The sequence below is a fragment of the Clostridium sp. 19966 genome, from assembly GCF_032335695.1.
In the GTDB taxonomy this organism is placed as follows: domain Bacteria; phylum Bacillota; class Clostridia; order Clostridiales; family Clostridiaceae; genus JACTOJ01.
On the sequence record NZ_JACTOJ010000013.1, the window covers coordinates 24,469 to 45,533 of the forward strand.

The 21,065-nt window shown below is 34.8% G+C and carries 18 protein-coding genes; 15 read left to right on the forward strand and 3 right to left on the reverse strand.

Annotated elements, in window-relative coordinates:
* Positions 1 to 54: 54 nt before the first annotated feature.
* From IAI10_RS14005 to IAI10_RS14020, 4 genes are all read left to right on the forward strand, one after another.
* Positions 55 to 2,229, forward strand: coding sequence for an MMPL family transporter (locus tag IAI10_RS14005; protein ID WP_315673906.1), 2,175 nt, complete (start codon positions 55 to 57; stop codon positions 2,227 to 2,229).
* Positions 2,230 to 2,333: 104 nt separating this feature from the next.
* Positions 2,334 to 3,557: a sensor histidine kinase gene (locus tag IAI10_RS14010; RefSeq protein WP_315673907.1), complete on the forward strand. Its 1,224-nt coding sequence runs from the start codon at positions 2,334 to 2,336 to the stop codon at positions 3,555 to 3,557.
* Positions 3,541 to 4,215 (forward strand): response regulator transcription factor, encoded by a 675-nt coding sequence (locus IAI10_RS14015; RefSeq protein ID WP_315673908.1) that lies wholly within the window; start codon positions 3,541 to 3,543, stop codon positions 4,213 to 4,215. The genes IAI10_RS14010 and IAI10_RS14015 overlap by 17 nt, the downstream gene beginning before the upstream one ends.
* A gap of 100 nt (positions 4,216 to 4,315) precedes the next feature.
* A complete protein-coding gene (locus IAI10_RS14020; protein WP_315673909.1) occupies positions 4,316 to 4,594 on the forward strand; it encodes a hypothetical protein in 279 nt (92 codons plus the stop codon).
* 11 nt (positions 4,595 to 4,605) lie between these two features.
* Here the strand turns inward: IAI10_RS14020 and IAI10_RS14025 are convergent, their stop codons facing one another.
* A complete protein-coding gene (locus IAI10_RS14025; RefSeq protein WP_315673910.1) occupies positions 4,606 to 5,049 on the reverse strand; it encodes a DUF4231 domain-containing protein in 444 nt (147 codons plus the stop codon).
* A gap of 17 nt (positions 5,050 to 5,066) precedes the next feature.
* Complete coding sequence (locus IAI10_RS14030) at positions 5,067 to 5,471, reverse strand: toll/interleukin-1 receptor domain-containing protein (RefSeq protein WP_315673911.1); 405 nt, start codon at positions 5,469 to 5,471, stop codon at positions 5,067 to 5,069.
* 139 nt (positions 5,472 to 5,610) lie between these two features.
* Here IAI10_RS14030 and IAI10_RS14035 point away from each other — a divergent pair, with 139 nt between their 5' ends.
* The 11 genes from IAI10_RS14035 to IAI10_RS14085 all read left to right on the forward strand — a co-directional run bounded on the left by IAI10_RS14035 (position 5,611) and on the right by IAI10_RS14085 (position 20,516).
* Positions 5,611 to 6,489, forward strand: coding sequence for a hypothetical protein (locus IAI10_RS14035; protein ID WP_315673912.1), 879 nt, complete (start codon positions 5,611 to 5,613; stop codon positions 6,487 to 6,489).
* Between the two features lie 97 nt (positions 6,490 to 6,586).
* Positions 6,587 to 7,570 carry a D-isomer specific 2-hydroxyacid dehydrogenase family protein gene (locus IAI10_RS14040; protein WP_315673913.1) on the forward strand — a complete coding sequence of 328 codons (984 nt, stop codon included), beginning with the start codon at positions 6,587 to 6,589 and terminating at the stop codon, positions 7,568 to 7,570.
* A gap of 19 nt (positions 7,571 to 7,589) precedes the next feature.
* Positions 7,590 to 8,234: a TRIC cation channel family protein gene (locus IAI10_RS14045; protein WP_315673914.1), complete on the forward strand. Its 645-nt coding sequence runs from the start codon at positions 7,590 to 7,592 to the stop codon at positions 8,232 to 8,234.
* Complete coding sequence (locus tag IAI10_RS14050) at positions 8,231 to 8,620, forward strand: MATE family efflux transporter (protein ID WP_315673999.1); 390 nt, start codon at positions 8,231 to 8,233, stop codon at positions 8,618 to 8,620. Before IAI10_RS14045 ends, IAI10_RS14050 begins: the two co-directional genes overlap by 4 nt.
* 98 nt (positions 8,621 to 8,718) lie before the next feature.
* A complete protein-coding gene (locus IAI10_RS14055; RefSeq protein WP_315673915.1) occupies positions 8,719 to 9,186 on the forward strand; it encodes a MarR family transcriptional regulator in 468 nt (155 codons plus the stop codon).
* A gap of 106 nt (positions 9,187 to 9,292) precedes the next feature.
* A complete protein-coding gene (locus tag IAI10_RS14060) occupies positions 9,293 to 10,495 on the forward strand; it encodes a zinc ribbon domain-containing protein (RefSeq protein ID WP_315673916.1) in 1,203 nt (400 codons plus the stop codon).
* 154 nt (positions 10,496 to 10,649) lie between these two features.
* Positions 10,650 to 14,993 (forward strand): DNA polymerase III subunit alpha, encoded by a 4,344-nt coding sequence (gene polC / locus IAI10_RS14065; protein WP_315673917.1) that lies wholly within the window; start codon positions 10,650 to 10,652, stop codon positions 14,991 to 14,993.
* A gap of 31 nt (positions 14,994 to 15,024) precedes the next feature.
* The gene (locus IAI10_RS14070; protein WP_315673918.1) at positions 15,025 to 15,726 is read left to right on the forward strand and encodes a hypothetical protein; all 702 of its coding nucleotides are present in this window, start codon (positions 15,025 to 15,027) and stop codon (positions 15,724 to 15,726) included.
* A gap of 248 nt (positions 15,727 to 15,974) precedes the next feature.
* Positions 15,975 to 16,439: a MarR family transcriptional regulator gene (locus IAI10_RS14075; RefSeq protein WP_315673919.1), complete on the forward strand. Its 465-nt coding sequence runs from the start codon at positions 15,975 to 15,977 to the stop codon at positions 16,437 to 16,439.
* Complete coding sequence (locus IAI10_RS14080; RefSeq protein ID WP_315673920.1) at positions 16,432 to 18,657, forward strand: ABC transporter ATP-binding protein; 2,226 nt, start codon at positions 16,432 to 16,434, stop codon at positions 18,655 to 18,657. The genes IAI10_RS14075 and IAI10_RS14080 overlap by 8 nt, the downstream gene beginning before the upstream one ends.
* Positions 18,654 to 20,516 carry an ABC transporter ATP-binding protein gene (locus tag IAI10_RS14085; protein ID WP_315673921.1) on the forward strand — a complete coding sequence of 621 codons (1,863 nt, stop codon included), beginning with the start codon at positions 18,654 to 18,656 and terminating at the stop codon, positions 20,514 to 20,516. Before IAI10_RS14080 ends, IAI10_RS14085 begins: the two co-directional genes overlap by 4 nt.
* A 62-nt stretch (positions 20,517 to 20,578) precedes the next feature.
* On the opposite strand, the gene IAI10_RS14090 is transcribed toward IAI10_RS14085, so the two are convergent.
* On the reverse strand, positions 20,579 to 21,004 hold the full coding sequence (locus IAI10_RS14090; protein WP_315673922.1) for an HAD hydrolase-like protein: 426 nt from the start codon (positions 21,002 to 21,004) through the stop codon (positions 20,579 to 20,581).
* Between the last annotated feature and the right edge of the window lie 61 nt (positions 21,005 to 21,065).

Sequence of the window (21,065 nt, forward strand, 5' to 3'; positions counted from 1 at the left end):
TATAGCCGGCTGCGGAAGATTAAACATTTTATTTATCATTAAGGAGGAAAACTAATGGCAAGATTACTATATAAACTTGGGGCTTGGTGCTATAAGAGACCTAAAAGAATTATTTTATTTTGGATGATGATCATAGCAGTTGCAGTAGGGTTAACTTTGAATTATGGTATTAATTTTAAAGGGGATATGACTATTCCTGGCACAGAATCTGAAAATGCTGGGAACTTATTAAAAGATGCCTTTGGACAAACTAAAGATTATGGCAGCGTAAGAGTTATTTTTAAAGTTCAGGACGGCAAAACCGTAGAGGACGATTCAGTAAAGACTGCAATAAATAATACTCTTGAAAAAATTCAAAAGGAAGATTCAGAGGTTAAGGCTGTAACCAGTCCATATACTTCTAAGACCATTAGCAAGAACAATAAAATTGCCTATGCTGATATAACCTATAAGGAGGAATCGGATAAGGTTACTAAGGAATCTAAAGATAAAGTATTGGAAGGGCTTAAAATAGCTAATGCTGCAGGTCTTGAAACAGGTGTGGGCGGAAGTGTCAGCTTCTCACAAACCGAAATTGGCGGAAACTCTGAGCTTGTAAGTATTATTACCGCCTTTGTTATTCTTGTTTTTACTCTTGGCTCCTTTTTAGCAGCAGGACTTCCTATAATAACAGCTCTTATCGGACTTATGGCAGGCTTAATGGCAATCATGGCAGGAACCAATGTGGTAGATATGTCTTCTTTCTCATTATCTCTAGCTTCCATGGTAGGTCTTGCGGTAGGTATTGATTATGCTTTGTTTATAATCTCTAGATATCGTCAAAATCTTTCTGAAGGCTATGACATGAAGGAAGCAGCAGCCATAGCTATGGGAACAGCAGGCAGCGCAGTTTTGTTTGCAGGAGTAACAGTTATCATAGCTTTATGCGGACTATCCTTAGTGGGGGTTCCCTTCTTAGGAGTCATGGGAAAGGTTGCAGCCTTTATGGTGCTCATAGTAGTTATGGTTTCCCTTACTGCGGTGCCAGCAGTTATAAGACTTGCAGGGCGTCATATACAGCCCAGGAAGAAAAATAAAAATGAAGTTAAGGAAAAAAATAATCTCAAAGTTTCAAATTCAAACTTCTGGGGAAGGCTGGTAATTAAGCATCCAATAATTATGATTATTAGTGTTATATTGCTCACAGTTTTGCTTGGTTATTCTGCACCGGATATGGAGCTAGGGCTTCCTGATAATGGCATGCTGCCTAAGAACTCTGTGGAAAGAACAGGCTATGATTTATTATCTGAAGGCTTTGGAGCAGGAGTTAATGGATCTCTAGTAATAGTGGAGCAGGTATCAGGCTCTGGGGATAACGCTATGCAGAATCTTCAGGCCACAGCAAATGAGATTAAGAGCTTACCTGGAATAGCTAACCTTTCACCAGTGATTCCAAGCAAGGATGGAAAAATAGCAATGCTTTCTCTGACTCCAACCACAGGCCCTAATGATAAAGAAACTAAGGATCTGGTTAATGCTATCCGTGAAAAAAGTAAGGATACAGAAAAAAATTACAAGGTTAAGCTGATGGTAACAGGAAGAACTGCTGTTAACATAGATACTGCCAGCAAGCTGTCAGATGCAATTCCTACCTTTGCTATTGTTGTATTAGGACTTGCTTTTGTTCTAATGGTATTAGTTTTCAGATCTATACTAGTACCAATTAAAGCGGTTTTAGGCTTCTTGATGACTTTAGTAGCAACTATAGGCTTTGATGTTTTAACCCTGCAAAAAGGTAATTTCAGCGATTTATTAGGAATAGCAAAGCCGGGACCAATATTATGCTTCATACCTATCATAGTTATAGGAATTTTATTTGGATTGGCTATGGATTACGAAGTGTTTTTAGTAAGCCGTATGAGGGAGCATTTCAGCAGAACAGGTAATGCAAGAGAGGCGGTTACTTCTGGTATTAAGAGCAGTGGAGTTGTGGTAGCTGCAGCTGGATTAATAATGACGGTGGTTTTTGCAAGCTTTGCCTCTCAGGTAGACGTGAATATTAAATCTATGGGAATTCCTATGGCCTTCGGTGTTTTATTTGATGCCTTTGTTGTTAGGATGACCTTTGTACCAGCAGTTATGACACTGTTTGGAAAGAGTGCCTGGTATATGCCAAAATGGCTGGATAGACTTCTGCCTAAGTTTGATATAGAAGGAGAAGCTTTAGCTAAGGAAGAAAACATAGCATAATCAAAAATGTATTAAGAAATAAAAAGCTATAACATGGAAAAACTTTAAATGTTATAGCTTTTTAAGTATTATATTAGTATGTGTCATAATTCATAGAAAGGCAGGTGACAGCTTTGAAAAATAGGTTTAAAGAGATTTTTTCTATAGAAAATGAAGAAGTAAATATGACAAAAAAGCCTATGCTTTTAGGCATTGTTTTAATTTATGTAGCCACAATATTTGTCCAAAAAGTCTATGGTTTAGGAGTACATTCTTATATACTTTTTACTATATTTATGCTTCTTCATACCTTGCTATATATTTTTTCTAATAGATGGTTTAAAAATAAATATTGGCTCTATTTTACGCTACAGGGAATAATTATTTTTGATTGTGCTGTTATAATGCCTAAGGGCTATGAGGCTATATTTATTGGACTAATTCCTCTTATGGTTTTTCAAAGCATGATAGTCTACTATGATGCTATGAAGGTAATAATCACCTCAGTTTCATTTTATATTATATTCTGCGGTACAATTATATGGTTTGATGGTACTCGAGAGCTGATTGCTAAGCTGCCCATACTTGTAATAATAACTATTGCAGTGCGTGCCTATGCGGGTTTTTTCATTAAACAGGTAAAGCTGCATTTGCAAAGTAAAAAGCTTCTGAAGGAATTAGAGCTGGCCTATGAAAAGGTGGAAGAGCTTACTTTAATTAATGAAAGACAGAGAGTTGCAAGGGATCTTCACGATACTTTATCACAAGGCATAGCGGGAATAATAATGCAGCTGGATGCTATAAATGCAAATTTGAACAATAATAACGTAAAAAGGGCTCAGGAGATTGCAAAAAAGTCCATGGAGCATGCAAGAAAAACCTTGGCGGACTCTAGACTTGTTATAGAGGATTTGAGATTTAAGGCAAGCTCAGAAATCAATTTTCAAAGGGCAGTGGAAAAGGAAGTAATGCAATTTAAGGCTTTGTCAGATATTTCTCTGGATTCAAGCATAAACATTCAGGCAAAGCTTTCTTTAAATACGGGTAAGCATATGCTATATATCATTAGAGAGGGTTTAACTAATATAGCAAAACATTCGAAGGCAACACATGCAAAGCTTAAGATTTCAGAAGAAAACAATCAAATCAATATAAATATTGTAGATGACGGCATAGGCTTTGATGTAAAGCTTTTAGATAAGCTGCTAGGTCATTATGGCATAGTTGGCATAACTGAACGGGTTAAGGCAATTCACGGAAAAATTAACATAAGCAGCATAAAAAAGGCTGGTACCAATATAAATATCAGCATACCAATTGAGAAAGGAATATATGATAAAGATGAATAAGAAAAAGGTGTTTATCGTAGATGACCATTTAGTGGTTAGAGAAGGATTAAAATTAATTTTCGAAACTGAGGAAAGTTTTGAAGTAATAGATGAGGCGGAAAGCGGGGAAAAAGCTTTACTTCTTTTGGGCCAATTAAAACCAGATGTGATACTGCTTGATTTAAAAATGCCTAAAATGAATGGCTTAGAAGTGATAAAAGCCTTAAAGGAAAGAGGCTCTGCAGTACCTATAATTATTTTAACTACCTTTAATGAAGACAGCTTAATCAGAGAAGCACTTTTCTTAGGGGCTAAAGGATATTTGCTTAAAGATACTACCCGTGAGGAGCTGATTAGGACAGTAGAATCTGCCATAAGAGGAGAAGTGCTGCTTCAGCCTGCCATCACCAATACTCTTTTTGGGATAAAAAACGAGAATAAGCCCCAAGATAGTTCTGATAATAATTCCATAGATTTTGGAATCACGGAAAGAGAATTATTTGTTCTTCAAGCTATTGCAAGAGGCTGCACCAGCAAGGAAATAGCCTTTGACATGGGAGTTTCCGAGAGGACAGTGAAGGCACATTTAACCAGCATTTATGGAAAGCTTAATGTGGATTCAAGGTCAAGAGCTGTTGCAGTAGCTATAGAGCAGGGCATAATTCATGTGGAAAAATAACATTGCTGGACTATATTGCATATTATGTACCAGGGGATAATGCTTAATTTGTTTAAAAAGCCTATAAATGTGCAATAATATATCTGAGGTGACTGTTGTTATGTCAAAATATATTAAGAAAGCAATAGCAATTGAAGCCGAAGAGTATAAATTCGGCTTAGAGGATGGTTTCGATGAAATTGAATCTGCAATAAAAGCTGGATTGAATACGGATACCTATGTAAGTCCAATTAGCCCAAATAAGATTCCGTTTATCGTAACCCTTGAAGGAAAACATTATATTAATGATGGGGATTATATAATAACCGGAGTTGATGGAGAAAGGTATCCTTGCAAAAAGGAAATCTTCTTAAGAACTTATACTTTAGCAAATCAATGATATTTTTATTATCATGAACTCTTAGATACTTTTGGATTATTAAGTAAAAGGGATCTCCAATTTTTATTTTCTGTCTCAATAATTGAATGAATATTGGATATGAGGATGTGGTCACGGTTATCTTCATCATAGGGAGAAGATTTGGTCTTATAAAGGTATCTATGAAATTTTAATATTTCTGAGGTAGTTCGAAAGCCTACCCAGTTTTTTTGAAATGCAAAGGTAGCCTTTAAAGTAGATAAAATGGTGGCGATAGAACCCATAAATGCAATTATATATTTAATAGAGGAAAAGCTATCCATGAATAAAGTAGCGAAAGGTATGAAGGCTGATATAACCGTATCAATTATAACCAGGGTAGTATACCATCTCTTGTTTGAAACAGCCTTTGTATCATAATAATTATAAGTCTCTTCCAAATATTCTTCTGCAGTATATTTGTTACTGTCCTTCATCCTAATACCTCCATATATCAATATTTATTTGTTATTTCTTCAATTATTTTAGCTGCTTTTGCTGGCGAAGCTGCCCTGCAAAAGTGGCTTTTTATGCAACCAGGAATTCTATTATCAACTTCTACATTAATCTTATTATCAATTAAAATAGGATAAATACCTTTTATTATGCCTTCCTGAGTGAGGTTGATAGCTTTGTCTAGTTCTTTTTGCACATAGGGGCTGTTTAAAGAGTTATCAGAAGCTATCAGAATGAATAAATCTGTAGCTGACAATTTTTCAAGTATTTCTTCCATGGACATTTTAGAAATGGGATTATAATACCAAAGTTTATATTTGGAGGCTGATAAATTCAGTTTATCAATAGTGGCATCTACTGTATTTTTATCCGTTCTGCTATAAGATAAAAAAATTTCTATCATTGCATTTTACCTCATATAAAGTAGTAATATATTTTATGCTGAGTTTTAGCTATACATGCCAAAAATTAAATCTATGTTTTGTTTTTTTTGAGTAGATTCTAACATATATGTTATAATTTTTTATAAAGAGGTGGAAAAAATGATAGAAATTATTGATACGTTTTTAGATTATAGAGATTGTTTTAGAGATAAGCTAGATGCCCCTATAGATGAGAAAATTGACTTGTGGGAAAAGAAATATATGATTAAGTATCAAGAACTTGAAGCAAAGTGCAAAAATGATTATGAAAACTGTGGTTATTCCTGGAGAGATATAGCTGTTAATATGGTATTTAACAGGATTAAAGCTGATTTTAATAAAATGCTAGAGGCCTACAATAATATAAATAGGAGTCTCAAGGACATAAATCATAAGGTTCATCAGGTGTTTGAAATTGAGCCAAGCCTTTACATAGTTTTATATTGCGGGTTATGTAACAGCGCTGGTTGGGTGGATACCTATAATGGAAATAGAGCTATATTATTGGGTATAGATAAGATTGCTGAATTAGGATGGCATACTGAAGAAAAAATAAAACCTTTGATTGCCCATGAACTTTGCCATGTTATACATTTTGAAATAAGAGGAGAAGATGAACTAACAGCAGTGGAAGCAAATAACTATAACAAGGGCATATGGAGGATTTATGAAGAAGGTTTCGCTCAGTATTATCAACAAAAGCTCACTGGAGACAGTATAGATTCCAGAGGAGAAGAATGGATAAAAATATGCAATGAGAATCAATATAAGCTTAAGAACTTGTATCTAAAAGCTTTGAGTGATGAAAAAGAAGGTACAAAAAACTTTTTTGGAGATTGGTTTAAGGTTATAGGAATAAGCGATGCAGGGTACTTTTTAGGAGCGGAATTAATTAAAAAGCTAAATGAAACTTATAGTATTCAGGAAATAGCTAAGCTTGAGTTTAAAGCTATAGAAAAAGAGGTTATAAAATTTTTAAAACATAGTTCCTTCATTTGATAAAATCATTGAAATACTGCTGAGAATATTTTAATATTTATTATATTAGTGATTGATGGCAGCACAAAATTCATTTGAAGAGGATGAGTGTAATATTATGAAAATAGCAGTGTATGAAATGAGAGAAGACGAGATAAAAGAGTTTTATAAGGCAGCAGACGAATTAAAGGTAGAGATTGTAACAACTAAGGAAGCCTTAAATTCAGTGACCATATCTTTTGCTAATGGATGTGATGGCGTTACAACCTTAGGACACAGCATTTTAGATAGAGATATGCTTCAGCAGCTAAAAGCTATGGGAATAAAATATATATCTACCCGATCTATTGGGTTTAATCATATAGATATTGAAGCAGCCAAGGAGCTAGGACTTAGAGTTAGCAACGCAAGTTACGCTCCCAATGGTGTAGCGGATTATACTATCATGCTGATTCTCATGACTTTGCGTAATTATAAGCCTGCGCTTTGGAGAGGTCAGGTAAATGATTATTCCTTGGAAGGCCTTCAGGGAAGAGAGATGAGACATTTAACCATAGGGGTTATGGGAACAGGGAAAATCGGAAAGACTGTAATTCAGAATTTAACGGGCTTTGGCTGCAAAATTCTTGCTTATGACCTCTATCAAAATGAAGAGGTTAAAAAGCTTGCAACCTATGTAGATTTGGAAACGCTTTATAAAGAATGCGATGTTATCACTCTTCATACACCATTATTAGATAGCACCTATAGAATCATAAATAAAGCAGCTATAGAAAAAATGAAAAGAGGAGTAGTTTTGATTAACTGTGCTCGTGGTGAGCTTATGAATATCCAAGATATTATAGAAGGAATAGAAGAGGAGAAAATAGGAGCACTGGGGCTGGATGTATTTGAAAATGAAGAGGGAATTTATCATCAGGATAGAAGAACTCATATAATTAAGAATCGAGAAATGGCGTATTTAAGACAGTTCCCCAATGTAATACTTACTCAGCATATGGCTTTTTATACGGATGAGGCAGTAAAGAGCATGGTTCGCTGCGGTGTTAAAAGCTTATTAGAATTTCAAATTAATGGACAAAGTGTTAATCAAATAGTATAAATCATTTAAGGAGTCTGACATGAGTTTATTTGTTTTTGCATTAGAGATAATTGGCACTATTGCTTTTGCAGTATCTGGTGCCATGACAGGGATAAAGAAAAATATGGACATCCTTGGGGTAATAATCCTTGGGATGACAACAGCTATAGGTGGAGGAGTTATAAGAGATTTGATCTTAGGAGTAAGGCCGCCAAAAACTTTTTTAGATCCTTCTTATGCTCTTATATCAATATTTAGTTCAATAATCACTTTTGCTGTTATATATTATGGCAGGGAAAGAGCCTCTAAGGAAGAAAGCATATTTTATGAAAGAATATTATTCATATTTGATACTATTGGACTAGGAATTTTTACTGTAGTTGGTATGGATGTTGCTTTTAGTACAATAAATAATTGCGGCATTTTCATATCGGTATTCGTAGGAGTCGTTACTGGAGTTGGCGGAGGCATACTAAGGGACATGATGGCTGGGAACACCCCTTATGTCTTTGTAAAGCATGTGTATGCCTCAGCTTGCATTGTTGGAGGAATAATTTGTGCTTTTACATGGCACACTGCAGGAAAAACTTTTTCTATGATACTGGGAATGGCATTAGTTATAATCATAAGAATATTAGCGGCTTACTATAAATGGAACCTTCCTAAGATAGCCAAGACTGAATAGGCTTATTCAGAAAGGCTGTTTTTTACTTATTTTTAGGAGTAGTGCCGCTTATAGCTTATTCCTACGCAGCTAAAAATTCAAAGAGAATGTTAGACATAATCAGGCATACGGCTTTTTATATTGCAATTTTGGTGATATTAGTTTCCTCTATATTGATGATTTTCAGGGTTCAAGTTTTTCATATGTTTACAAGAGATGTGAAGGTTATTAATATTGGGGTTTTCATATTTATGGCAATGCTGTTTTCTTCGCTATTTACCAGTATCTCTGGATTATTTATAGGTATTTTTCAAGGACTCATATGGTCATTAACAGCTTCAGAGGTATTAGCAGCCTTAATGGGAATTAAGCTATGGATGAATTTTAAAGCTAAAAATATAATTTAAGCTTTTATCAATACTATATTGACAGTTAATTATCAGTGGCTTAATATAGTTCGTAATAAAACTGTTTATAAATGAACTAAATTAAAGGAGGTCCCTTTATGGACTATAATGAGCCAAAAGCAAAACAAGCAGCTGAGGTTGTTCAATCCTTTATGAGCATAAGCAAAACTTTAGCTAAATTTACTCAGCAGAATGCAGAAAGTCTAGGGTTAACATTACAGCAATTAGGTATTTTAAATACAATTTATTCCTCTCCGTTAATAACGCTTAAGGGTATAACAGAAAAACTTATCGTTCCTAAAAGCGCTGCTAGTGTTGTGGTGGAGGAACTTGTTAAGCTGGGACTTATCGAGAGAAAAGTATCAGAGGCTGATAGGAGAGAAATTAATTTAATAATTACTAGTGCTGGCAAAGAAATTTCTAAAAAATCTGCGGAGACCCCTAAATCGTATATTGCCATGCTTAAGGCGCTGGAAAAGCTTTCTGATGAGGAAATTGAGCAGCTGCTGCTGCTTCATAAAGAACTTTCAAATGAGTTAAAAGAAATTGAAGAACAATCAAATTAGGTAATAGTTCAACCATGGTATAAAGTTTTTAATAATGAAAGCTAGAAATCTACACAAATGTTAATATATAATATATATTATACTATATGAACAAGGGTGGATGGAAATGTGGTGTATTAATTGTGGAACTAAGCTTCCGGATAATGCAAAGTTTTGCATGAATTGCGGAACAAAGGTGGAGGATGTTGCTATTAATGAAAATGAAAAAGAACCTATAGATACTGACAAAGATATAGTAGAAAAAGATATCGTAGATGAATCTCAAGCGGCTATGCCTTTAGAAGATGAAGAATTAGATTTAATGTTTGACATACCAGTAAAGGATTTAGATAAAAGCTTAATGAAAAATCCTATATATGCAGCTATTAGAGCTAACATGCCAGATAATTTATATGAAATTATAATCAAAGCTTATAATTCCATACAAGATATATATATTAAGAAAAACATACATTTAATAGATCCTTATACCAACCCCAAAACAAAAGACAAGCTATCAATCGCAATGAAAACTTATGCTAGTATTAGAGATGAAAATGTAATAGCTTTTTATGATTCAACTACCTTCGGAAGTGGTAAAACTGGATTTATAATTACAGATAAAAAAATATATGTTCATAATTCCCTCCAAACAGCTTGGAGTATAAGCATTAAGAATTTAGAGACGGTTAAATTAGTTAAAGATTATGTATTTATAAATGATAAAAAACTTTCAATAATAACTACAAATAATAAAACTAGAGAAGATGTACGGGACTTTCTAGAGGTTGTTTTGTTTCTGGGCAAGTATTCTCGTAATTATAATATGGTGGCATATTCTTTAGAAGAGCAGAAAAATTTAAGCAGAGCAAAAACTCAGCAAAGTGTAGAAGAATTTTTTGAGGATAATTCAGCAGAAGGAGTGCTTAATTATATACATAACGTTGTGGCCAATATGAAGGAAACTAAAATTAAAAATTATTTATATGTATATAATGAAAACTCTCTTGCTAACAAAAAAATACAAGTAGCAATTGATATTTATGCACATATTTCTGAAGAAGAAAAGCCAATCTTAGTTTATGACAATACAGTAAATTCAAATGGCAAAGATGGGTTCTTATTAACTGATAATTGTATTTATGTGCATAATATATGGGAAAAGTCAGTAAAAGTGTATCTGAATGATATCAAATCTATTGAGATTAAGGGAGCAAACTTGATTATAGATGATAGTAAGATTTCTATAACTATGATTGATAAAAATTATAGAGAAAAATTCAAAGACTATATTCAAGACTTTATAACAAGATTAAATTTAATAATATAAATGAATTTTTAATTGCGAAATAAATTTAAAGAGCTATAGGGGTGCTTTCTAAAAAAGAAGTGCTTTTATACCTCTTTTTTCTATATGACAAAAGGTAAGTCCATCTTATATAATAGTAACATGCGAAAACTTTTGGGAGAAGGGTAAAAATACCATGAAGAGAATAAATGAAGTTTTTGGTGATTATAAATCAGAGGGAAATATAAGCACTGCCATGGTAGAAGGGGTGGTGCTAAGCAAAAAAGATAAAACTCTTGAGATGCAGATAAGCTCTGATAAATACATCGATATAAAAGAATTTGAATACCTTAATAAGTTCATAAGGAAGAGATTTTCCTTGCAGGATTCAGTGATTGCAGTAAGGTATGCTGAAGGTACAGATAAAAAGCCTATTGAAGATGAGCTTGAGAATATAACCTTCCTAGTGGCAGATAAGTATCCTGCGCTGAAATCAGTTTTGGCGAATAATTGTGAATATCAGGTATCCGGCAATACTATAAACTTTAATTTTAAGATTGCCGCAACAGGCTTTTTAAAGGCTATGAAGTATGATAAAAAAATACATAAGGCTATAAAAAATCTTTATGGCTCAGAATATAAAATAAATTTTATTGATGATGTAAGCGCTGAGGAATTACTGAAATTTGAAGAAAGTCAGCGTGCCAGCGAAATGCAGTTTATCAAACAAGAGGTTAGTGCACCTAAACAGAACTATGCTCCTAAGGCACCAAGCATAGCTGCTGAAAAGAGTCCCATGACACAGGAAACAGAGGGTAGGAAGATTTCTAATCCATTCCTTATAGCGGGCAGAAATGCTAATATCAAGGAGCCTGTGATAAAGATAATTGAAATTACGCCAGATGAAGGTAGGATTGCCTTGGAAGGTGAGATATCAAATATGGAGGCGAAGGAATTAAAGAGCGGTAAAACTCTAATATCCTTTGATTTATATGACGGTTCAAGCTCAATGACCTGTAAGACTTTCTGCAAACCTGGCGAAGGAGAGGAAGTATTATCAAGACTTAAAAAAGCTAATGGAGTTAAACTTTCGGGAAATGCAGGCTACAGTAAGTTTTCTCAGGAGGTTGAGCTTATAGCCAATACCATAGTAGAAACAGAAGGCATAAAGAAAACTAAAAGGCAGGATAAGGCAGACCTGAAGAGAGTGGAGCTTCATATGCATACACAAATGAGTCAGATGGATGCTATGAGCAGTGCTACAGATTTGATAAAGAGAGCAATGAGCTGGGGTATGAAGTCCATAGCCCTGACAGATCACGGAGTAGTGCAGTCCTTCCCGGAAGCCCATAAGCTTTTAGGAAGAGATAATCAGGATATGAAAATAATCTATGGAGTGGAGGCCTATCTTGCTCCAGATAAAAAGCCATCTGTGACTAACGCTAAGGGTCAGAGCATAGATACTACCTACTGCGTGCTAGACTTAGAAACTACAGGCTTTTCTGCCGTAACTGAGAAAATTACAGAAATAGGAGCTATGAAGGTTAAGGATGGAAAAGTAATAGAGGAATTCAGCTGTTTTGTAAATCCTGAAAAGCCAATTCCTTTAAGAGTTGTAGAGGTTACTAACATAACGGATGATATGGTAAAGGATGCAGAAACCATAGACCAGGTATTCCCTAAACTCCTAGAGTTCATTAAGGACAGCGTTTTAGTTGCACATAATGCAGAATTTGATGTTGGATTTTTAAAACATAATGCAAAAGTATTAGGCTATGATTTTGATTTTACATATGTGGATACCTTATCTTTAGCAAAGGAAGTCTTTCCTGACTATAAAACTTATAAATTAGGGAGAATAGCTAAAAATCTTGGTATAAAGGTGGAGGTAGCTCACAGAGCTTTAGATGATGTAGACACTACTGTTAAGGTATTTAATGTAATGCTTCAGATGTTAAAGGATAGAGGCGCAGAGACTTTGGAGGAGATAGATACCTATGGCTCCGATGAGGAAGCTAAGAAGGAAGAGTATAAGAAGCTTAAGACTTATCATGCCATAATACTGGCAAAGGATTATGTAGGATTAAAGAATCTATATAAGCTTGTATCTTACTCTCATTTAGACTATTTTTATAAAAAGCCTCGTATACTTAAAAGCGTATTCAAGAAATATTCTGAGGGCTTAATCCTAGGAAGTGCCTGCAGCGAAGGAGAGCTTTATCAGTCCATACTTTTAGGAAAATCTGATGATGAAATCGAAGCTATTGCAGAGGAATATGATTATCTAGAAATACAGCCTTTGGGGAATAATGATTACTTAGTAAGGACAGAACAGGTACCTGATAAGGAATACCTGAAGGAGATAAATAGAAAGATTGTTGCCTTAGGAGAAAAATTAAATAAACCTATAGTAGCCACAGGAGATGTCCACTTTATGGATCCCGAGGATGAAATCTACAGGCGTATACTTGAGGCGGGACAGGGCTTTAAAGACGCGGATAATCAGGCACCGCTATATTTGAAAACCACTGAAGAGATGCTTAAAGAATTCTCCTATTTGGGAGAAGAAAAAGCTTATGAGGTAGTAGTTACAAATACTAATCTTATATCGGATATGTGCCAGAGAATTAGTCCCATTTCACCAGAGAAATGCCCTCCTCACATAGATGGCTGCGAACAGACCATTAAGGATATTGCTTATGAAAAGGCCCATGAGCTCTATGGTGATCCTCTTCCTGAGATAGTTCAGCAAAGGCTTGATAAGGAGTTGGATTCCATTATAAAAAACGGTTTCTCAGTAATGTATATCATAGCTCAGAAGCTGGTTTGGAAATCTAATGAAGATGGATATCTGGTTGGTTCCAGAGGATCTGTAGGTTCCTCCTTCGTGGCTAATATGACGGGTATAACGGAGGTAAATTCACTTCCTCCTCACTATAGATGCCATAAGTGCAAGTACTCAGACTTTACTGACTATGGAGTTAAAAACGGTTTTGACTTGCCAGATAAAACTTGTCCAAAATGTGGAGAGAAGTTAACAAAAGATGGCATAGATATACCTTTTGAAACCTTCTTGGGTTTCAATGGAGATAAGGAGCCGGATATAGACTTAAATTTCTCTGGAGAATATCAGGCAAAGGCTCATAGATATACCGAGGTTATCTTTGGAAAGGGCACTACCTTCAAAGCTGGAACCATAGGAACTATAGCAGAAAAAACAGCTTTTGGCTATGTAAAAAAGTATTTTGAGGAAAAAGATATAACTGTGAACAAGGCAGAAATAATGAGAATTTCCAAGGGATGTACAGGAATCAAAAGAACTACAGGGCAACATCCAGGAGGAATTATAGTTGTGCCAAAGGGAAGGGAGATTTTTGAATTTTGTCCAGTACAGCATCCAGCAGATGATCCTACCTCAGATATCATAACTACGCATTTTGACTACCACTCCATAGACCAAAATCTATTAAAGCTTGATATACTTGGGCACGACGATCCAACGGTTATAAGAATGCTTCAGGATATAACTGGTATAGATCCTCAAAGTATACCAATGGATGATAAGGAGACAATGTCTCTATTCTCTTCCACAGAGGCTCTTGGAGTAACCCCTGAGCAGATAAATTCAAAGGTAGGAACCTTTGGAATCCCTGAGTTTGGAACTAAGTTCGTAAGAGGCATGCTTCTAGATACAATGCCTAAGACTTTTTCAGATTTAATATGTCTTTCAGGACTTTCCCATGGTACTGATGTGTGGCTTGGAAATGCTAAGGACTTGATTGATGCTGGTATAGTTACACTTAGTGAAGCAGTATGTACAAGAGATGATATAATGATTTATCTTATCAAGAAGGGACTGCCGCCTAATACATCCTTTAAGATAATGGAAACAGTTCGTAAAGGTAAGGCTCTGAAAGATGGTAAGTGGCCAGAGTATGAGGCGCTTATGAGAGAGAACGGAGTTCCTGAATGGTACATAGACTCTTGCAAAAAGATAAAATACATGTTCCCAAAAGCCCATGCGGCTGCTTATGTTATGATGGCCTTTAGAATAGCCTGGTTTAAGGTTCATATCCCTAAAGCTTATTATGCAGCTTACTTTTCCATAAGAGCAAAGGCCTTTGACAGTGAATTTATGATCTTCGGAAAAGAAAAGGTCAAAATGAAAATGAAAGAAATAGAAATGATGGGAAATCAGGCAGCTCCCAAGGATAAGGATATGTATGATGACTTAGAAATAGTTTTGGAGATGTATGAGAGAGGCTTTAAGTTTTTACCTATTGATTTGTATAAGTCCCATGCTACTAGATTTATAGTGGAAGAGGACGGCTTAAGACCTCCTTTAAACAGTATAGCCGGCATGGGAAATGTAGCAGCTGAAGGTATATACAAGGCTGCACAGGAAAAAACCTTCCTTTCCATTGATGATGTTAGAAAGAGTGCAAAGATAGGAAACGCGGCTATAGATTTGTTAAGAAGCTTTGGATGCTTAAAGGGACTTCCTGAAAGCGACCAAATAAGCTTTTTTGATGCTATTTAGCAGTAATTATATAGAATATTGGAGAAAATGTATGAAAGTATTAAAAACTATAATTTTATTTATTATTTCAATAGTTACTGCTATTTTAGGATTTTTAATTTTTGCTTTGCTGATATCTCTTATTCAGCAATTAATGTTGGAACCAAAAGAATATATTATGAGTGTTTATAAAGATCCTAATAGAAATTTAATATTTATTTATGAGATATATTTTATAGCTTTATCTTTTTGTATATTTAATAAAAGCTTCAGAAATCAAATGAATGCAAGATTGGAGATTTTAATGAAGCATAAGAAAATTTTGGGCTCTTTTATAATTATTAACCTAGTGATTCTATATGCTTCTATTTTTGATATATCAGTAATAACCCAGGATAAAATAATAGATTACCGATTTTTAGCTCCACAAGGAAAGACCTATTCCTATAATGATATTGTTAAAATAGATACTGGAATCTACGGAAGAAAGTCTAGCTTTATTTCTTCACATTCAAAAGGTGATTTTTATTATGTTATTGAGCTTAAGGATGGGAATAAGATAGATTTAGGCGACTTTGCAGGTTCTAACAGTGATGAAGATTATAGATTTACATTAGAAAGGCTGGATAAAAGGCTCGTAGGTATGAATATAGATAAAGTATCAAGCACGGCTAATCTTAATGATTGTGCTGAAAATTTAGATAAAGTATATGTAGATAAGATAAAAAATATATTAGAAAATATAAAAAAGTAATTATAAACTAAAGTCTTGCAGATAATAAACATGCAAGGCTTTAATTTTTATCAAATCAAAAGGAATTATAAGATAACAAGAAATAAAAATGATTACATGAGGTGTGTTTAGCTGAAATTGTCTAAAATAGGGGTTTTAAACTCCTTAATAAAATAGTAGAATATATTTTGCACACGAAATATTTATACAATAAATATTTACTAGCGAAATGTTTACATTGAAAATATTTAGGAGGGAGAGAAAAATCTGTGGAGGAAGTCGATAGCAGTATAACCTTGATTAAATCGATGAAAAGAATAATGCAATCAATAAAGCGTTCTATGGACCAGGAATTTAAAGATATAAATATGACTGGACCACAAGGTATGCTAATAGGTATATTACTGCATTTTAATAAAATGAAAATCAGTGAGTTAAGCGAAAAGCTTCAATTGAGTAATAGCACTGTATCAGGAATTATTGATAGATTAGAGAATCAGGGCTTGGTAGAGAGGACTAGAAGCAAGGAAGACAGAAGGGTGGTATATGTAAATGTAACCCCTGAGTTCAAAAAAAACGCTGAAAATCATTTTAAAAAAATAGAAGCTAAGTACGAAGAACTAATGAAAGAAGCAACTCCTGAGGAAGTTGAATCAATCAGAAAAGGACTAAGGACTTTAGAAAATGTATTAGAAAGACAAAAATTGATAAGGAGTGAATGTGACGATGTTTAAGTTGGCAAAATATTTAAAGCCATTTTTAGGGCTAATTCTTGCATCCCTTGTACTTTTATTTATTCAGGCCATGTGTGACTTATCTTTACCAGATTATATGTCAGACATAGTAAATAAGGGTATACAGCAGGGAGGAATTGTTAATGCTGTACCAGAAGCCATAAGACAGTCCCAAATGGATAAAGTGACTTTATTTATGAGCGATAGTGATAAAACTAAGGTGTTAAGCGATTATACTCTCGTAGATAAATCAAGCTCAGACTATGATAAAGATGTTAAAAAGTATCCAAATCTTTCAAAGGAATCAGTTTATGTATTAAAAGATGTGGATTCCTCAGAAATTGATAAATTGAATCCATTGATAGGAAAATCACTTATGACTATAACTGGTATTCAGCAAATGCAGGCTAATGCTAAGAATGGAGTCATTGAAATACAAGGACAAAAGATGCCTGCAAAGACAGATTTATTTGCACTTTTGGCAAAGATGCCTACAGATAAGAGACTAGATTTAATGAAGAGTGCAAGTACAAGTAATACAATAACAGATACTAACCTAATTGTTCAGGCTGCATCATCTTCAGTGAAAGCTGAATACAAAGCCTTAGGCATGAACACTGACAAGATTAAGAATAACTACATTGCCATTGCTGGTGCTAAGATGCTTGGAGTCTCCTTGATAAGTGCATTATGCGTTGTATTGGTTGGTCTATTAGCTTCAAGAGCAGCAGCAGGACTTTCAAGGAATTTGCGTAAGAATGTATTTTCAAAGGTAGAAAGCTTCTCCTATACAGAATTAGATAAATTCTCTACAGCTTCACTTATAACGAGAACCACTAATGATATTACTCAGATACAGATGCTGATGGTTATCATGATAAGAATGATATTCTATGCACCTATTTTAGGTGTTGGCGGTGTAATAAGAGCTATGTCAAAGAGTACTTCCATGTCATGGATAATAGCTGTGGCAGTTATAGCATTGTTAGGTTTAATAGGATCAGTATTTGCAGTAGCACTTCCTAAATTCAAGATTATACAAAAACTTATAGATAGACTTAACCTTGTAACCCGTGAAAATCTATCTGGTATGATGGTAATAAGAGCCTTCAATACTCAGAAGTTTGAAGAAGCTCGTTTTGATAAGGCAAATAAGGATCTTACAGATACAAATTTATTTGTAAACCGTGTTATGGTAGTTCTATTCCCATTCATGATGCTTATAATGAATGGAATTACTCTTCTTATAGTATGGGTAGGTGCTCATCAGATTGCAGATTCAAAGATGCAGGTTGGAGATATGATGGCCTTCATGCAGTATGGCATGCAGATAATATTTGCTTTCTTAATGATGTCCTTCATGTTTATAATGCTTCCAAGAGCTTCCGTTGCTGCACAGCGTATCTCTGAAGTTTTAGAGACAGATCCAGCAATTAAGGATCCAAAGAGTGCTAAGAAGTTCACTGGAGCAAGCAGAGGCTTAATAGAATTTAAAGATGTATCCTTCAGGTATCATGGTGCTGAAGAGGATATGCTGAAGAACATAAGCTTCACTGCAGAGCCAGGCAAGACGACCGCTATAATAGGTTCTACAGGAGCGGGTAAAAGCACTCTTATCAATTTAATACCAAGATTCTATGATGTAACTGGCGGACAAATTCTTGTAGATGGCATAGATGTAAGAGAAGTTTCACAGAGTGATTTAAGAGATAAAATTGGTTATATTCCTCAAAAGGGTTCTTTATTCAGCGGTACCATAGAGTCAAATTTAAGATACGCTAAGGAAAATGCAACTGAAGAAGAATTAAAGGAAGCATCTGATATTGCTCAGGCTATGGAATTTATAGGCGAAAAACCAGAAGGCTTTAAGACAGAGATCTCTCAGGGTGGAACCAATGTATCCGGTGGTCAGAAGCAAAGATTATCAATTGCTCGTGCCCTTGTTAAGAAGGCAGCAATATATATATTTGATGATAGCTTCTCCGCTCTTGACTTTAAAACAGATTCAGCTCTTAGAAAGGCTTTAAAGGCTAAGACTGGTTCAAGCACAATGATAATTGTTGCGCAGCGTATATCAACTATTAAAAATGCTGAACAGATAATAGTTCTTGATGAAGGTAAGATGGTTGGAATAGGAACTCATGAGGAGCTTATGAAAAACTGTGAAACTTATCAGGAAATAGCATTATCACAGCTTTCAAAGGAGGAATTAGCATGAGTGAGGAAAAAAAATCACATGGCTCAAGAAGGCAAGGGCAACGTCCTGGCGGCGGACCAATGGCAATGATGCCCGGACAGAAAGCTCGTAATTTTAAGGAAACCATGGGAAAACTTATAAAGTACTTAAGCGCTTATAAAATTTCCATAATTGTAGTATTTATATTTGCAATAGCAAGTTCAGCCTTTAACGTGGCTGGTCCTAAGATATTGGGTCATGCGACTACTAAGCTTACAGAAGGTATCGTAGCTAAGCTAACAGGCAAAGGTAATATAGATTTTGATTACATCGGCCAAATAATGTTGATTCTAATAGCATTATATGTGCTAAGTGCATTGTTCGGATATATCCAAGGATGGATAATGTCAAATGTGTCCATGAAGGTGAGCTATGATTTCAGAAAGCAGATTTCAGAGAAGATAAATAGAATGCCTCTTAAATACTTTGATGGTACAAATCACGGTGAAGTGTTATCTCGTGTTACTAACGATGTAGATACATTAAGCCAGACCCTTAACCAAAGCTTAGGGCAAATAATTACCTCAGTTACTACTGTAGTAGGCGTACTTATAATGATGTTTACTATAAGCTGGCAGATGACTATCGTGGCTCTTTTCATAATTCCTATATCTATGGGACTTATAATGTTCATTGTTAAGAAGTCACAAAAGTACTTTAAGCAGCAGCAGGATTTCCTTGGAAATGTAAATGGTCATGTAGAAGAAATGTATGGTGGACATGTAGTTGTTAAGGCTTTCAATGGTGAAAAAGAAAGTATTGAAAAGTTTGACAAACTAAATAATCAGCTATACGGAGCAGCTTGGAAATCTCAGTTCTTAACAAGTATCATGATGCCTCTTATGAATTTTGTAGGTAATTTAGGATATGTTGCAGTATGTATACTTGGAGGATACCTGGCTTCCAATGGAAGCATAACTGTGGGCGATATTCAGGCTTTCATACAATATGTTCGTCAGTTTACTCAGCCAATTGCACAGATTGCAAATATTTCAAATATACTTCAGCAGACAGCAGCTTCAGCAGAGCGTGTGTTTGAATTCTTAGATGAAGCTGAAGAAGTTGCTGAAACAGATAAACCTACAAAGCTTGAAAATGTTGAAGGAAGCGTTGAATTTAAGGATGTTCACTTTGGATATAATCCAGATAAGATTATCGTTAATGACTTCTCTTCTAAGGTTAAGCCAGGTCAGAGAGTTGCTATCGTTGGACCTACTGGTGCCGGCAAAACAACTATGATTAAGCTACTGATGAGATTCTATGATGTAAACTCAGGTGCTATACTTGTAGATGGTCATGATATAAGAGATTTCACTCGTAATGATTTACGTTCAATGTTTGGTATGGTTCTTCAGGATACTTGGGTTTACAATGGAACTATCATGGAGAATATAAGATACGGAAGACTTGATGCTACAGATGAAGAAGTGAAAGCAGCAGCTAGGGCCGCTCATGTAGATAGCTTCGTTCACAATCTTCCAGATGGATACAATATGGTGCTAAATGAGGAAGCTTCTAATGTGTCACAAGGTCAGAAGCAGCTTATAACTATAGCAAGAGCAATACTGGCAAATCCTAAGATATTAATTTTGGATGAAGCTACAAGCTCTGTTGATACTCGTACAGAAGTTCAGATTCAAAAGGCTATGAATAATCTTATGAAGAATAGAACAAGCTTCATAATTGCTCACCGTCTATCAACCATTCGTGACGCTGACTTAATACTTGTTATGCAGCATGGAGATATTGTTGAGCAAGGTACTCATAATGAGCTTCTTGAAAAAGGCGGAGTTTATGCTGGTCTTTACAACAGCCAGTTCGAAACAGCAGAAGTGGGTTAATAAAAAAGCAGTGGATTTGTGTCCACTGCTTTTTCAATTTATTGACTGCTAAAATTGCTATATTAAGAAAGTATACTTAAAATTTTAGATATGTCTCCATCCCAAATCGCATATTTGCTTGTTACTTCAGTTATTTTTCTGGACTGATTACTATGGATATAAAGGCAATCCAAAGATGCAGCTTTTGCACCTTCCACATCACAGATATGATCATTTCCAATAAAAACGCTCTCTTCTTTAATTAGATGTTCACTTTTTACAAGGTAATTAAAAAAAGTCTTATCTGGTTTACAGATTTCTATATCAGAGGAACTATATAAACCATCAAAGTAATCATGTATTCCTAGGTATTTCAGCTCATTAGGCTTATAATTGGCTCCATTATAACTATAGAATAGAGAAAGCTTTTTCCAAACAATGCTCTTTTCTTCATTTGTATGTATATTTATTAGAGTTCCATATAAATCAAATACAAAATTCCTATACATAAAAAATCTCCTCTGCATTTTAAATACATATTTATATTACCATAAATTGCTGTAATGGGAT